The sequence below is a fragment of the Halomonas sp. 707B3 genome (assembly GCF_024158645.1).
In the GTDB taxonomy this organism is placed as follows: domain Bacteria; phylum Pseudomonadota; class Gammaproteobacteria; order Pseudomonadales; family Halomonadaceae; genus Vreelandella; species Vreelandella lionensis.
This window is the reverse complement of the sequence record NZ_JAMZBE010000092.1, coordinates 1-13,535: the sequence shown is the minus strand read 5'-3', so window position 1 is coordinate 13,535 and position 13,535 is coordinate 1. Positions and strand designations below refer to the sequence as shown.

Sequence of the window (13,535 nt, the reverse complement as noted above, 5' to 3'; positions counted from 1 at the left end):
CACCTGATCCCTTGCCGAACTCAGCAGTGAAACCGCTTAGCGCCGATGGTAGTGTGGGGTCTCCCCATGCGAGAGTAGGTCATCGTCAGGCACTTATACTGCAAAGAACCCAGCCAATAGGCTGGGTTTTTTGTTTTTCTATCTGTCGTTTTATGTCCGCGTTTTTATGTCAGAATGTGAACTCCAAGGAGGAGCGCTATGACACAAATGCAATGGGATCAGTTACTTTCCCCTCGACGCCTTCACGATAAACGAACAGATAGCACCCGGGAAATTGGGCGTAGCCCCTTTCATAAAGATCATGATCGCATTGTCTTTTCCGGCTCTTTCCGACGCTTGGGGCGTAAAACCCAAGTGCACCCTCTGACTGAAAACGATCACATCCACACGCGTTTAACCCACTCCCTTGAGGTTGGCTGTGTCGGCCGCTCTCTCGGAATGATTGTGGGCGAGCTGCTGCGTGACCGCCTCCCTGACTGGATTACCCCCGCTGATTTGGGCGTTATTGTGCAAACGGCGTGTCTGGGCCATGACATCGGTAACCCGCCCTTTGGTCACGCCGGTGAGTACGCGATACGCGACTGGTTTCGCCGTGCCCAGGGCAGTGGCCTGCTGGATGGCCTATCAGAGGCTGAGCGCGAAGACCTGCTGACCTATGAAGGCAACGCTCAAGGCTTTCGCGTGATTACCCAGATTGAGTACAACCAGTTCAACGGTGGCATGCGCTTATCGGCGGCTACGCTTGGCACGCTGCTGAAATATCCCTGGACGGTACGCTATAGCGGCAGGGCGGGTAAGTTTGGCTGCTACCAGTCAGAGCAGGCGCTGTTAAAAGAGGTCGCGGATGCGGTTGGGTTACTTCCCCAAGGGGAGCAGCGCTGGTGCCGCCACCCGTTGGCTTGGCTTGTCGAAGCGGCAGATGATATTTGCTACGCCTTATTAGACCTGGAAGATGGCCTGGAGATGGGCATTCTGCGCTACGAGGAAGTGGTTGAGATTCTGCGTCAAATTGCCGGTGAGTTCCCACCGGAGTATGCCGAGATGCAGCGTAAAAATGTCTCGCAACGCCGCCGTATCGCCCTACTCAGAGGTGCTGCCATGGAGCGGGCCGTAAACGATGTGGGGGCAGTATTTGTACAGCATGAGCAGGCGCTACTCAGCGGCACCCTCAGCGAAGATTTATTAGAGCTGTGTCACCCGGATTTAGGCTGGGGTGTGCAGTCTGCCAAGCAGCTGGCTCGTGAGCGTATTTTCCAGAATGAGCGCAAGGCGAAGCTGGAGATTGGTGCTTACACCACGCTGGGGATCCTGTTAGAAGCTTTCATCGGTGCGGCCCATGAGTTGCACCACACGGGGCAAAGCTCTTTCAAACACCAGCGGGTGCTGGCGTTAATTGGCGAGAATACACCGCTACCCTCGTGGACACTCTATGACAGCTACCGGCGGATGCTGGACTTCATTGGCGGGATGACCGACCACTACGCAGTCGATCTTGCCCAAGAGATGGGCGGTCGCTTACGCGGCGACTGAGCGATCCATTAAACGGACGGCTGGCGGAGGTGCTTGAGCTCCATCAGCCGTGCCCGTTCCAGCAGAATATGGATGACTTTATCGTGAATGGCATCGCTCATCTGTCCTGGGGTTAATTCGGTAAGCTGGCGGGCAAGCTGCTCGCCGCTCACTACCAAGATATCTGACGCAGCTTCGCTTGTGTCGATTTCCCAACCGGGAAGCACTAACACCCCTTTCACGGGTACGGGTACGCCGCAGCGCCGCTCTAACCATTGGGTAAGCCAGCTGACACCCTGACGGGTTTTATGCAGCGGCCGCCGCTCCTGCCAGTGGGGGAAGCGTAGCCGCTCACGCTCTACCGCCACACAGTTCAGCTCCTTGCCATCGGTACCAATCGCCAGCGCCCTTGCCCGGGTTTCCACCACAAACACGCCATGAGGCGTCACGACGACATGATCGATAGTGAAACTGTCGGTAGGTACATCGTGGAAAACATAATAAGGATGCGCTTCGGGGCGCACTAAGCGCTCCAGCTCCTGGCCCACCGCCAGCTCGCAGGCAAGCCCGAGTTTTAAACGGCGAATGCGCTGGTAGTCGCGTACTAGCAGTAATGAAAAGGCCAGTACCAGCAGCGTACTCAGCAAACCATACAGCGCCCACTCTACCCAATCCTGTTTATCCACAAACAGCATACGTCCCATGCCGTAGACCAACGGCGCGAGACTGATTAATGGCCCGAGAGTGCCATTCAGAAATAGGCTAGAGAAGGCTTGATCCAAGCGGTGGCGAAGAGCTTGGCCAGGCTCGCGCAGCGGCGCGTCAAAGGGGGAGTGCACGCGGGCATCGTGAAGGCTACGCAAGGCTAATACAATGCCGCCCATCGCCGCCATGGGGAACAAAAAGATGAGCGGTAGCAGGTATTCCAACCAAACCATTGTCGTGCCTTGCCCTTTCGCCATGAGCTAGGAGTGTGCGTGGGACGCATCAACCGCCAGCTAATTTTACTTTATAACCCATTGAGGTTAAGGCATCGCGCAGTGTTTCGCGATGATCGCCTTGAATTTCAATCACGCCCTCTTTAACTGCACCACCCGTACCACAGCGCTGTTTAAGCGTTTTGGCCAGCGTCTTAAGTTCAGCGTGGGCCAGCGGTATACCGCTGATGGTAGTCACGCCTTTTCCTTTACGCCCGCTGGTTTCACGGCGGATGCGTACAATGCCATCTAACGTAGCAAGCCGTGCCTGCTCGCTGGTGTCTTCACAGCGGCATTCGTCAATAGGTGCCCGACAGTCGGGGCATGTTTTGCCATGCTCGGTAGAGTAAACAAGGCCACCGAGCTGATCACGTAATGAAGCCATACTATTTCTCTGTAGAGTGATGCGGCATGGTGGCCTGCCATCGCTCGTGGGTCAGTTGTTCAACAACGGCAGGCAGTTGATACATATTACTAATCATAATAGCGCCTTCCGGTGTTGCTTCGGCATCGGGGAAGCGATTCAAATGAATCACTGTCATGCCCGCTTGCAGTGCTGCTTGAACACCAACTAAGGCGTCATCAATCGCAATGCAGTCTTTTGCCGCAAACCCCATGATACTGGCTGCGTGAAGATGTAAACAGGGCTCTGGCTTCCAACAGTTAGCGGTGTAGCCACTAAATAGACGGTGAGCAAAGTAATGGCTAAGCCCCGTGGCATTGAGTGCGGTGCGAATCTTCGTTTCTGGCCCGTTCGATACCACCGCGCTTGGATAGCGTGATAGGGCGTCAAGTGATTCCCGGGCACCGGGAATGGTGGTTAACTCGTTGGCTAACCGGTCTGCCAGATTGGCCCGCATGGTTTGTTCCATACGGTTTAACCGGTCCGCATCTACTTCACCGTAGCGGGTTTGAAGTTCTGCCACAATGCGTCGGAAGCGGGCACCACGAAACTCCCCTAGGTAATCGGAGGAGGCAAACGGTAGGCCCACCGTATTGAGGCCCCGGGCCATCTCTTCAGCAAGCAGGGGTTCGCTATCGACGAGGGTGCCATCACAATCAAACAGCAGAAGTGGAAGCGGCATGGAAGTTCCTTGCAGCGCTACAAGCGCTACTCGCGTTAATTTAAGCCGACTAGACTGCTATTGAACGAGATTTTTGGGACTTTGTGAACACTGTTTTATAATTTTTTACGGTTAGCTTGCCCCTAGATGCCATTTGCCTATGCCATCATTAAGTTAACTACCCGGTTTTTAAGGCAATCTATGTTAATCGCTAGGAGAAGCGCTATAGTAGTTAGGCGACGCCGCAATAACCATAAAATGGAGATGTATATGCGATTCAACCCTTGGTTACTCTCATTTGTATTTGGTACCGCGCTGATGGCCTCTGCGGCTAGCGTGTTGGCAGAACCTGAGACCAACGCCGATAGCGAGCAGCACCAAGCGCTGGATGATGCGGCGCTAGAAGAGAAGTACGGTATTAAGGCAGGTTCTGTTCAGCGCGATGAGCAGCCTTCCTCTGATATGTCGGCTTCGGAAGCGTCTAGTGCTGAAGAGGACACTGACACGGCCGAAGTCGATAGCAGCACTGAAGACACTGCAAATAACAGCACTGAGGCAGATAGCAGCAGCACTGAGGCAGAGAACACTGGCTCTGACACCGAGGGCAGCAGCGCTGAGACGGAGAGCACCAGTACTGATACAGAGAGCAACAGTACTAATGCCGATAGCGAAAATACCGAAGGTGGCACGGGTGGTACCGGCAGCGCTGAAGATGCGATTGAAAGCGGTGAAGATGAGCAGAGCAACGACGATAACGAGTAACCTACCGCCGTTAGCGGGAGAGGCGTCGTGAGTTGGCGCTACTGCGTCGATGATAGGGTTTCATCGCTTTCTGGCTGGTAATCCACCAGGGGGCGTACTGACCACTCATCGCGCTGAAAAACGCTTTTTGCATTACGAGGCCAGCTTCTATGCTGGCCTCAATTTTTTCGGTCACCATGCGCTGGTTTTCGCGCATCATAGACGGGCTAAAAAAGGGCTGTGTTTGCCATAGCTGTTGACGCATGGCGATCGTGGATAGCGACGAACTCCATAGTTCCATCCCCATCATTCCGACCTTCCACACATCAAACATGGCGGTGGGCGGAGTAAACAGGGGCATTGGGGAGTGCTTCATAGTGAGGGCTGCCTGGTGAAGAAATGTGGGGTGGCGCTCTCTAGTAATAGCCTATTGGTGCTGCATTGCAACAAAAAAGGCGGCCCGAAGGCCGCCTTAGCGTTGCTAATTGCTTAGCTGCTTACTTAATCTTAGGAGCCAACTCGCCGCGCTCGTAGCGCTGGAACATCGCTTCCAGGCTAATCGGCTTGATTTTGCTCGCGTTGCCAGCAGTGCCAAAGGCTTCGTAGCGGGCAATACACAGGTCACGCATAGCGGTGACCGTTTCTTTTAAGAATTTGCGCGGATCAAACTCTGACGGATTCTCTGCCATAAAACGGCGCACAGCACCGGTGGACGCTAGGCGCAGATCGGTGTCGATGTTCACCTTGCGCACGCCGTGCTTGATGCCTTCGACGATTTCCTCACCCGGTACGCCGTAGGTTTCCGGAATTTGACCGCCGTAACGGTTGATCACTTCCAGCCACTCCTGCGGCACCGAAGAGGAGCCGTGCATGACCAGATGGGTATCCGGGATGCGCGCGTGGATCTCTTTGATACGCTGAATGGAAAGCGTGTCGCCGGTCGGCGGCTTGGTGAATTTATACGCGCCGTGGCTGGTGCCAATGGCAATCGCCAGCGCGTCGACCTGAGTAGCCTTTACAAACGCAGCGGCTTCTTCGGGGTCGGTCAGCAGCTGTTCCATATCCAGCTTGCCTTCGGCACCAATGCCGTCCTCTTCACCAGCCATGCCGGTTTCCAGGCTACCCAGGCAGCCCAGCTCGCCTTCTACAGAGACGCCACAGGCGTGGGCCATTTCTACTGCGCGACGAGTGACGTCAACGTTGTAGTCGTAATCCATCGGCGTCTTGCCATCTTCACCCAGCGAGCCGTCCATCATGACGGAGGAGAAACCGAGCTGGATAGAGCGCTGGCATACCGCAGGGCTGGTGCCGTGATCCTGGTGCATCACTACCGGAATATGCGGAAACTCTTCCACTGCTGCCAAAATCAGGTGGCGCAGGAAGGGGGCACCCGCGTATTTACGCGCGCCAGCGGAGGCCTGCACGATCACCGGAGAGTCGGTGGCATCGGCGGCTTCCATGATAGCCCGCATTTGTTCAAGGTTGTTGACGTTGAACGCGGGAATACCGTAGCCATATTCGGCGGCGTGGTCGAGCATCTGGCGCATGCTAATTAAAGCCATGGGGTCACCTTATAGGTTGTCAGTGTGAACGGGTGCAGTGAGCGTGCAAGTTCAATTATTACGTATTAGCCGCGCTTGGCCGCAGCTTCAAGTGCAGCAACAGCCGGTAGCTGTTTGCCTTCAACGTACTCTAAAAACGCCCCGCCACCGGTGGAAATATAGGAAATACGGTCGGCAATGGCGTATTTATCAATCGCAGCGAGGGTGTCACCGCCACCGGCAATGGAAAATGCGCGGCTGTCAGCAATGGCATGGGAGAGCACCTCGGTGCCTTTGCCAAACTGATCAATCTCAAAAACGCCCACGGGGCCGTTCCACAAAATAGTGCCAGCATCTTTGAGCAGGCTGGCCAAGTGGGCAGCGGTGTCCGGGCCGATATCCAGAATCATCTCGTTATCAGCGACCTGGTCCACCGGTTTCACCACTGCTTCTGCGGATTCAGAGAACTCCGTTGCCACAACAACGTCAGTGGGCAGCGGAATAGAGACTTTCTCCATTAGCGCTTTGGCTTGACTGATCAGGTCGGCTTCGTAGAGCGATTTGCCCACATTATAGCCTGCCGCCGCGATAAAGGTGTTGGCGATCCCGCCGCCGACGATAAGCTGGTCGCACTTATCAGAGAGTGCGGTCAGCACGTCGAGCTTCGTGGAGACTTTGGAGCCGCCCACAATAGCCGCCATCGGGCGCGCCGGGTTCGCTAAGGCTTTCTCCAGTGCGTCTAGCTCTTGAGCCAGCAGCGGGCCTGCACAGGCGGTGGGCGCAAAGCGGGCCACGCCGTGGGTAGAAGCTTGAGCGCGGTGGGCGGTGCCGAAGGCGTCCATCACGAAGATATCGCACAGCGCGGCGTACTGCTTGGCCAGCTGTTCGTCGTCTTTCTTCTCGCCGTTGTTAAAACGCACGTTCTCAAGCAGCACCACGTCGCCGTTGCTGAGCGTGGGCGCGGTGTCGAGGTAGTCGTCGACCAGTTTGACGGGGCTACCCAGCAGCTCGCCAAGGTGCTTGGCCACGGGAGCTAAGGAGAACTCGTCGGCAGGCTCGCCTTCCGTGGGGCGGCCCAGATGGCTCATGAGCATCACTTTGGCACCCGCTTTGGCCGCTGCTTGAATGGTCGGCAGTGCGGCGCGAAGGCGGGCATCGCTGGAAACACGGCCGTTTTTGATCGGCACGTTCAGGTCTTCACGAATCAGCACACGCTGCCCTTCCAGGGGCAGGTCGGTCATTTTTTGCACGTTCATGTGAGCGGTTTCCTCGTGTTCAAGCGAATGTAAGAGCGCTAGGTGATGCTACCCATCAATTAGCGAAACGTTGCCAAGCGCTGGCTGATATCCAGCATGCGGTTGGCAAAGCCCCACTCGTTATCAAACCAGCACAGCAGCTTGATCAAGCGTGTGCCAGCCACCCGGGTTTGGGTGGCGTCTAGAATGCCAGAGCGGGGGTCATGATTAAAATCGATCGATGCCATGGGGGCTTCGGTATAGCCTAGCACCCCTTGCAAGCGCTGCTGGCTGGCGCTGTGTAGCAGCGCGTTCACCTGGGCGGCGCTGGTATCGCGGCGTACGGTCAGCGCGGCATCCATGGCCGAGACGTTGATGGTGGGTACCCGCACGTGCAGGCACTCAAAACGCCCGGCCAGGCTCGGCATCAGACGGCTGATACCCACTGCCAAGCCGGTATCCACCGGCACGATCGACTGCATGGCAGAGCGAGTTAGGCGCAGGTCGGTTTGATGATACGCATCGATCACCGGCTGGTCGTTCATCGCCGAGTGAATCGTGGTGGTGACGCCGTGCTCCAGACCCAATGCTTCATCCAGCACGGTAAGCAGCGGCACTAAACAGTTGGTGGTGCAGGACGCCGCAGAGAGAATGCGCTGCGTGGGGGCAAGCTCATGCTCGTTGATGCCCCACACGATGGTAGCATCCACATCGTTTTCAGCGGGCTGGGAGAACAGCAGCCGCTTGGCCCCAGCCGTTAAGTGCTGCTCGGCGGTGGCGCGATCCTTAAAGCTACCCGAGCACTCCAACACTAGGTCGATATCCAACTCACCCCAGGGCAGCGCTTGCGGGTCGCGTTCGCACAGCACGTGGATGCGCTGGCCGTTGACGAGCAAGGCGCTGCCATCGTTGTCCACCTCACCTGGGAAGCGTCCGTGGGTGGTGTCGTAACGGGTGAGATACGTGATGGTGGCGAGGTCAGAAAGCTCATTAATCGCCACCACCTCAAGTTCTGGGTGTTGGCGTTCCACCAGTGCCCTCAGCACGCACTGGCCAATGCGCCCATAACCATTGATAGCAATGCGATATTTAGTGGAAGCGTTCGCCATGTTGCGATGCGGCTCTTAGAAAAAGTGGCCCGATGATAGCGTATTTCACCGGGGGTTGCTTACCCAGCCCCGATGCCCACTAGCCGCCACGCCAGCGGCAGCAGCAGCGCGGTAAAAATACCGGTTAGGCTCATTCCGAGCGAGGCAAACGCCCCGGCGGTAGGGCTAATATCAAACGCTCGCACTGTACCAATGGCGTGCCCATTGAGCCCCAGAGCAAAACCGATGATGCGCTCATCGTTGATACGTAGCAGCCGAGCCGCCAAGCTAACAAAGGGGATGGTCAGCACGCCGGTCACTAGCAGCGAGCCCATTAATAGCGCAACGTTGCCGCCGAGCTGTTCGGTGATGCCGATGGCAATAGGCGCGGTCACCGACTTTGCCGCAATGGAGGCCAAAATGTCTGGGCTCGCTCCCAACAGCCACGCAATGCCCAAGGCATAGCAAGCCGCCAAAGCAGCAGCAATAGGCAGGCAGGCGGCTAGCGGTCGCCAGAGTTCACGGATGCGCGGCAGTTGCTGGTAAAGCGGCATACCCAGCGCCACCGTAGCGGGGCCTAACAGCACGGTTAGCCACGTAGCGCCCTGCTGGTAGGTGGCGTAAGGCAGCCCCAACAGCGCCAGTATTGCGGCCAAAAGGAGTGCCGCGATCAAAATAGCGGGCAGCCAGGAGGGCTTACCCAGCCGTATAAAAACTGCGCTGCCCACCAAATAAGCGGCCAGCGTTAGTCCAACGGCCAGTAAAGGCGTTGCGGTTAAGGTGGGCAGCAGGTTAGTCAGCATGGCTGCGTCCCATCAAACGCGTTAGTAACCATAGCGTGGTGAACACGCTGAGCAGCGTGCCGAGTAGCAGGGCGGCCACAATGGCCAGCCATTGGCCTGCCAGCTCATCCAGAATAAAGAATACACCCACCACGCCCGGCATAATCAGCATAGCCAGGAGTGCAATCAGCGGTTGGGCAGCGGCAGCAAGGCTGGAGGGCACCCTGCCGATCATAGCGAGGGTGGCGCACAGCAGCAGCATGCCCACCACCCCAGAAGAGATGGGTAAACCGGAGAAGTGAATGACCACTTCTCCGATCAACCAGTAGCTAATTAGCCATAGCAGACCGTTTAGTGCGGGCATCGCGATGCCCGCACTGCGTGACCCGTGAGCGGGGGATTAACCCAGCAGCTCATTGGCTTGTTTAACAATGTTCTCGACGGTAAAGCCGAAGTGCTTGAACAGCTCGCCAGCCGGGGCCGACTCGCCAAAGGTGGTCATGCCAATCACGCGGCCATCGAGACCAACGTATTTGTACCAGTAGTCGGCATGGCCAGCTTCGATGGCAATACGCTTGGTCACGGCTTTGGGCAGCACGCTTTCACGGTAGTCAGCGTCTTGGCCGTTAAAGCGGTATGCCGAAGGCATGGAAACCACGCGTACGGCTTTACCCTGCTGCTCCAGCTCGGCCGCGGCGTCCATCGCCAGGGAGACTTCGGAGCCCGTGGCAATCAGGATCAGCTCTGGGGTGCCTTCGCTATCTTTCAGCACATAGCCACCGCGCTGGATAGACGCGAGCTGGGCCTTGGTACGCTGCTGGTGCGGCAGGTTCTGGCGCGAGAGTACCAGCGCCGTCGGGCCAGAGTGGCGCTTAATCGCGGCATCCCAGGAAGCGGCGGTCTCCACGGCGTCACAGGGGCGCCAAGTGTTCAGGTTCGGCGTGGTGCGCAGGCTAGTGAGCTGCTCAATCGGCTGGTGCGTCGGGCCATCTTCGCCCAGGCCAATAGAGTCGTGGGTAAACACGTAGATAGCCTGCTGACCCATCAGCGCCGCCATACGCACGGCGTTGCGCATGTACTCCATAAAGATCAGGAAGGTCGCGCCGTACGGCACGAATCCGCCGTGCAGAGCGATACCGTTCATCACCGCGCCCATGCCGAATTCACGCACACCGTAGTGCAGGTAGTTGCCGCTGGCATCGTCGGGGGTGATCGCTTTCGCGCCTTTCCAGAATGTCAGGTTAGACGGCGCTAAGTCAGCGCTGCCGCCGAGCAGTTCTGGCATTTGCGGGCCAATCACGTTCAGCGCTTCAAACGACGCTTTACGCGAGGCAATGCTTTCACCTTTCTCTTGGGCCTGCTGGATCAGCGCTTCAGTCGCCAACTCCGTGGGCAGCTGCGCTTTCATGCGGCGCTTGAATTCACGCGCTTCTTCCGGGAAGGCTTCGGTGTAGCGAGCGAAGCGGCCTTCCCACTCTTGCTGGCGCGTTTTACCGGCGTCGCGGGCATCCCAGGCGGAGTAAATCGGTTCGGGGATATGGAAAGGCGCGTGCTCCCAGCCCAACTGCTTACGTGCCAGAGCCACTTCGTCGTCACCCAGCGGTGCGCCGTGAGCTTCTTCTTTGCCCTGCTTGTTGGGGGCACCAAAACCGATAATGGTTTTGCAGATGATCAGGCTTGGCTTGTCGTCATGGCTCTTCGCCAGCTCAATGGCCGCCTTGATCTCTTCAGGCTTATGGCCGTCGACGTTCGGTACCACGTGCCAGCCGTAGGACTCAAAGCGCTTGGCCGTATCGTCGGTGAACCAGCCTTCGACTTCGCCATCGATAGAGATGCCGTTGTCGTCGTAAAGGGCAATCAGTTTGCCCAACTGCTGAGTGCCCGCCAGGGACGCCGCTTCGTGGGAGATACCCTCCATCAAGCAGCCATCGCCCAAGAAACACCAAGTGTGGTGGTCAACGATGGTGTGGCCTGGGCGATTGAACTGCGCGGCCAGGGTTTTCTCGGCAATCGCGAAACCCACCGCGTTGGCAAAGCCTTGGCCCAGCGGGCCGGTGGTGGTTTCGATGCCGGGAGCGTAGCCAAACTCCGGGTGGCCAGCGGTGGGCGAGTGCAGCTGGCGGAAGTTTTGCAGCTGTTCCAGGCTCAGCTCATAGCCGCTTAGGTGTAAAAGCGAGTAGAGCAGCATGGAGCCGTGACCATTCGACAGCACGAACCGATCACGATCAGCCCACTTGGGGTCTTCGGGGTTGTGCTTGAGGTAGTCATTCCACAGCACCTCGGCAATATCAGCCATACCCATGGGGGCGCCAGGGTGGCCGGATTTGGCCTTCTGAACAGCATCCATGGAAAGGGCGCGAATGGCATTGGCCAGCTCAAAACGGGACGGCATGGGGGTGCTCCTCGCCTGAAAACGGAAAGAATAAAGGCGCTATTGTCGCTGACTTCCCCGGCGGCGGCAAATTCTCAGGGGCACGTTGTGGGAAGAACTTGCAACAGCGTGTAGACTCTGGCTCCCGAAGTGGTGGTGAAAGTGATGGTGCCGCTTCTTTATACGGGCAGGGAACTTCCTGCCATGATTTCCTGCTGATGCTGCGGTCATAACAGAGCAGCCGTCATACAGAGGGTCGAGTGCGCGATGAGCGAATATTCCCTGTTTACCTCCGAGTCCGTTTCCGAAGGCCATCCCGATAAGATTGCCGACCAGATTTCAGACGCGGTGTTAGATGCCATTATCGCCCGGGATAAACAGGCCCGCGTTGCCTGTGAAACGATGGTGAAGACGGGCGTTGCCATTATTGCCGGTGAGATCACCACCTCCGCGTGGGTGGATCTAGAGACGCTGGTGCGTGATGTGATTACCGATATCGGCTACACCTCTTCTCAGGTGGGCTTCGACGGTGCCACGTGCGGCGTCATCAACCTGATTGGCAAGCAGAGTGTCGATATTGCTCAGGGCGTTGATCGTACCAAGCCGGAAGACCAAGGCGCGGGCGACCAGGGCCTGATGTTTGGCTATGCCACGAACGAAACCGATTCGTTCATGCCTGCGCCGATCCACTACTCGCACCGTTTGGTCGAGCGTCAGGCGGAGCTGCGTAAAAACGGCCTGCTGCCGTGGCTGCGTCCGGATGCCAAGAGCCAGGTCACTTTCCGCTATAACGCTGAAGGCCAACCGTGTGGCGTGGATGCGATTGTCCTGTCGACTCAGCACGACCCGGAAATCGATCAAGAAGACCTGCGCAAAATGATTAAGCGTGAAGTCATTGAGCAGGTGATTCCCGCTGAGTGGTTGGATGCCAACACCCAATACCACATCAACCCGACCGGCAAGTTCGTGATTGGCGGCCCGGTGGGCGACTGTGGCCTGACCGGTCGTAAGATCATCGTCGATACCTACGGCGGCATGGCGCGCCACGGTGGCGGCGCGTTCTCGGGCAAAGATCCGTCGAAAGTAGACCGCAGCGCCGCGTACGCTGGCCGCTATGTGGCGAAAAACGTCGTAGCAGCGGGCCTGGCGGACAAGTGCGAGATTCAGGTCTCCTACGCCATTGGCGTGGCCGAGCCGACCTCCGTGTCTATCGACACTTTCGGTACTGGCAAAATCGACGACGCTAAAATTGTTGATCTGGTGCGCGAGCACTTCGATCTGCGCCCTTACGCGATCACCAAGATGCTGGATCTACTGCACCCGATGTACCGTCTGACGGCGGCTTATGGCCACTTTGGCCGCGAGCCGTTTGAGCACAGCTACAGCTGGGTAGACGACAAAGGCGAAACGCACACCGAGACGTTTACAGCCTTCCCGTGGGAAAAAACTGACAAAGCAGACGCGCTGCGTCAGGCCGCTGGCCTATAAGCTTCCCGCAAGCGCAATGAGCGCCATGGGTTAGCGAAAAGCGCCCTCTGGTTAACGCCAGGGGGCGCTTTTTTATGTGCCGAACGCAGCTCTGAGAGTGGTCATATACGCATTGCATCTCTGCCAGTTTCATATAAGTTAACTTTAATAAGGGCTGAAAAATCTCCCGTTCACCACGTGAGGATGCGTATGCCGGGTTGGCGAATCACCGGAATGGCGGGCCTAGCGGCAGCTTGGTTAATGAGTGTCACTTTTTCCGCACAGGCAGACATGTGCCCCGACTGGCCCGCCGAGCGGCTGGCGCTGGAAACCCAGGCGCTAGCTGAACATATCGAAGTGTGGGACCGCGCTTACCATGATGACGGCGAATCGCTGATTGCTGATGAGCTGTACGATCAGGCGCTGGCACGCTTGGAAAACTGGCAAGCTTGCTTGGATTCCCCGACTCCCCACCAGCCGCTTACCCGAGTGACCAGCAGCGACGGTACCCGCACGCATCCGGCCGCTCAAACCGGACTCACTAAAGCCGATGAAGAAGGTATTCGACGCTTTGCTAGCCGCCGCGAAGACCTATGGATTCAACCCAAGGTGGATGGCGTGGCGGTGACGCTGCGTTATCAGAATGGGGAGCTCGTCGAGGCTGTTAGCCGTGGAGACGGCGAGCGGGGGCAGGATTGGACGGTGCGGGTTCAGCAACTGCCCGGTGTGCCCGTAACGCTTCCTGAGCCCGTCTCTGCGG

Annotated in this window: 13 protein-coding genes, 1 rRNA gene and 1 pseudogene; 5 read left to right on the top strand and 10 right to left on the bottom strand. The window is 57.5% G+C overall.

Features of this window, described 5'->3' with window-relative positions; translation table 11 throughout:
* Positions 1–91, top strand: a 5S ribosomal RNA gene (rrf, locus tag BIS10_RS12550); the annotation flags it as partial.
* 107 nt (positions 92–198) lie between these two features.
* Complete coding sequence (locus BIS10_RS12545) at positions 199–1,530, top strand: deoxyguanosinetriphosphate triphosphohydrolase (RefSeq protein ID WP_253505699.1); 1,332 nt, start codon at positions 199–201, stop codon at positions 1,528–1,530.
* An 8-nt stretch (positions 1,531–1,538) separates the two neighbouring features.
* Here BIS10_RS12545 and BIS10_RS12540 read toward each other — a convergent pair whose 3' ends face one another.
* From BIS10_RS12540 to BIS10_RS12530, 3 genes are read right to left on the bottom strand one after another with little or no spacing between them, the layout of a single operon-like run.
* The gene (locus BIS10_RS12540) at positions 1,539–2,447 is read right to left on the bottom strand and encodes a nuclease-related domain-containing protein (protein WP_253505697.1); all 909 of its coding nucleotides are present in this window, start codon (positions 2,445–2,447) and stop codon (positions 1,539–1,541) included.
* A 49-nt stretch (positions 2,448–2,496) separates the two neighbouring features.
* Positions 2,497–2,871: a translation initiation factor Sui1 gene (locus BIS10_RS12535; RefSeq protein WP_083023719.1), complete on the bottom strand. Its 375-nt coding sequence runs from the start codon at positions 2,869–2,871 to the stop codon at positions 2,497–2,499.
* Between the two features lies 1 nt (position 2,872).
* Complete coding sequence (locus tag BIS10_RS12530) at positions 2,873–3,571, bottom strand: HAD family phosphatase (protein WP_253505695.1); 699 nt, start codon at positions 3,569–3,571, stop codon at positions 2,873–2,875.
* Positions 3,572–3,820: 249 nt separating this feature from the next.
* Here BIS10_RS12530 and BIS10_RS12525 point away from each other — a divergent pair, with 249 nt between their 5' ends.
* Positions 3,821–4,312: a hypothetical protein gene (locus tag BIS10_RS12525; protein WP_083023720.1), complete on the top strand. Its 492-nt coding sequence runs from the start codon at positions 3,821–3,823 to the stop codon at positions 4,310–4,312.
* Between the two features lie 10 nt (positions 4,313–4,322).
* Here the strand turns inward: BIS10_RS12525 and BIS10_RS12520 are convergent, their stop codons facing one another.
* The 7 genes from BIS10_RS12520 to tkt form a co-directional block, all read right to left on the bottom strand.
* A complete protein-coding gene (locus BIS10_RS12520; RefSeq protein WP_253505693.1) occupies positions 4,323–4,667 on the bottom strand; it encodes a hypothetical protein in 345 nt (114 codons plus the stop codon).
* Positions 4,668–4,788: 121 nt separating this feature from the next.
* Positions 4,789–5,853: a class II fructose-bisphosphate aldolase gene (fba, locus tag BIS10_RS12515; protein WP_253505691.1), complete on the bottom strand. Its 1,065-nt coding sequence runs from the start codon at positions 5,851–5,853 to the stop codon at positions 4,789–4,791.
* Between the two features lie 65 nt (positions 5,854–5,918).
* A complete protein-coding gene (locus BIS10_RS12510) occupies positions 5,919–7,088 on the bottom strand; it encodes a phosphoglycerate kinase (protein ID WP_253505689.1) in 1,170 nt (389 codons plus the stop codon).
* A 59-nt stretch (positions 7,089–7,147) separates the two neighbouring features.
* On the bottom strand, positions 7,148–8,176 hold the full coding sequence (locus BIS10_RS12505) for a type I glyceraldehyde-3-phosphate dehydrogenase (protein WP_074211222.1): 1,029 nt from the start codon (positions 8,174–8,176) through the stop codon (positions 7,148–7,150).
* A gap of 59 nt (positions 8,177–8,235) precedes the next feature.
* Positions 8,236–8,958, bottom strand: a complete 723-nt coding sequence (locus BIS10_RS12500) for an LrgB family protein (RefSeq protein ID WP_159340558.1) — start codon at positions 8,956–8,958, stop codon at positions 8,236–8,238.
* Positions 8,948–9,301 (bottom strand): CidA/LrgA family protein, encoded by a 354-nt coding sequence (locus tag BIS10_RS12495; RefSeq protein WP_083023722.1) that lies wholly within the window; start codon positions 9,299–9,301, stop codon positions 8,948–8,950. Before BIS10_RS12495 ends, BIS10_RS12500 begins: the two co-directional genes overlap by 11 nt.
* Before the next feature lie 36 nt (positions 9,302–9,337).
* Positions 9,338–11,329 (bottom strand): transketolase, encoded by a 1,992-nt coding sequence (gene tkt, locus BIS10_RS12490; RefSeq protein WP_253505687.1) that lies wholly within the window; start codon positions 11,327–11,329, stop codon positions 9,338–9,340.
* A gap of 246 nt (positions 11,330–11,575) precedes the next feature.
* On the opposite strand from tkt, the gene metK reads away from it, so the two are divergent.
* Positions 11,576–12,796, top strand: a complete 1,221-nt coding sequence (gene metK / locus BIS10_RS12485; protein WP_044630435.1) for a methionine adenosyltransferase — start codon at positions 11,576–11,578, stop codon at positions 12,794–12,796.
* 189 nt (positions 12,797–12,985) lie between these two features.
* Positions 12,986–13,535, top strand: a pseudogene (locus tag BIS10_RS12480) (DNA ligase B); the annotation flags it as partial.

Bases quoted from the DNA above. Each gene is read 5' to 3' on its own strand.
- metK (WP_044630435.1), top strand. From the start codon at position 11,576: ATGAGCGAATATTCCCTGTTTACCTCCGAGTCCGTTTCCGAAGGCCAT.
- BIS10_RS12510 (WP_253505689.1), bottom strand. From the start codon at position 7,088: ATGAACGTGCAAAAAATGACCGACCTGCCCCTGGAAGGGCAGCGTGTG.
- BIS10_RS12545 (WP_253505699.1), top strand. From the start codon at position 199: ATGACACAAATGCAATGGGATCAGTTACTTTCCCCTCGACGCCTTCAC.
- BIS10_RS12535 (WP_083023719.1), bottom strand. From the start codon at position 2,871: ATGGCTTCATTACGTGATCAGCTCGGTGGCCTTGTTTACTCTACCGAG.
- BIS10_RS12530 (WP_253505695.1), bottom strand. From the start codon at position 3,571: ATGCCGCTTCCACTTCTGCTGTTTGATTGTGATGGCACCCTCGTCGAT.
- BIS10_RS12500 (WP_159340558.1), bottom strand. From the start codon at position 8,958: ATGCTGACTAACCTGCTGCCCACCTTAACCGCAACGCCTTTACTGGCC.
- BIS10_RS12520 (WP_253505693.1), bottom strand. From the start codon at position 4,667: ATGAAGCACTCCCCAATGCCCCTGTTTACTCCGCCCACCGCCATGTTT.
- BIS10_RS12505 (WP_074211222.1), bottom strand. From the start codon at position 8,176: ATGGCGAACGCTTCCACTAAATATCGCATTGCTATCAATGGTTATGGG.
- BIS10_RS12540 (WP_253505697.1), bottom strand. From the start codon at position 2,447: ATGGTTTGGTTGGAATACCTGCTACCGCTCATCTTTTTGTTCCCCATG.
- fba (WP_253505691.1), bottom strand. From the start codon at position 5,853: ATGGCTTTAATTAGCATGCGCCAGATGCTCGACCACGCCGCCGAATAT.
- tkt (WP_253505687.1), bottom strand. From the start codon at position 11,329: ATGCCGTCCCGTTTTGAGCTGGCCAATGCCATTCGCGCCCTTTCCATG.
- BIS10_RS12525 (WP_083023720.1), top strand. From the start codon at position 3,821: ATGCGATTCAACCCTTGGTTACTCTCATTTGTATTTGGTACCGCGCTG.
- BIS10_RS12495 (WP_083023722.1), bottom strand. From the start codon at position 9,301: ATGCCCGCACTAAACGGTCTGCTATGGCTAATTAGCTACTGGTTGATC.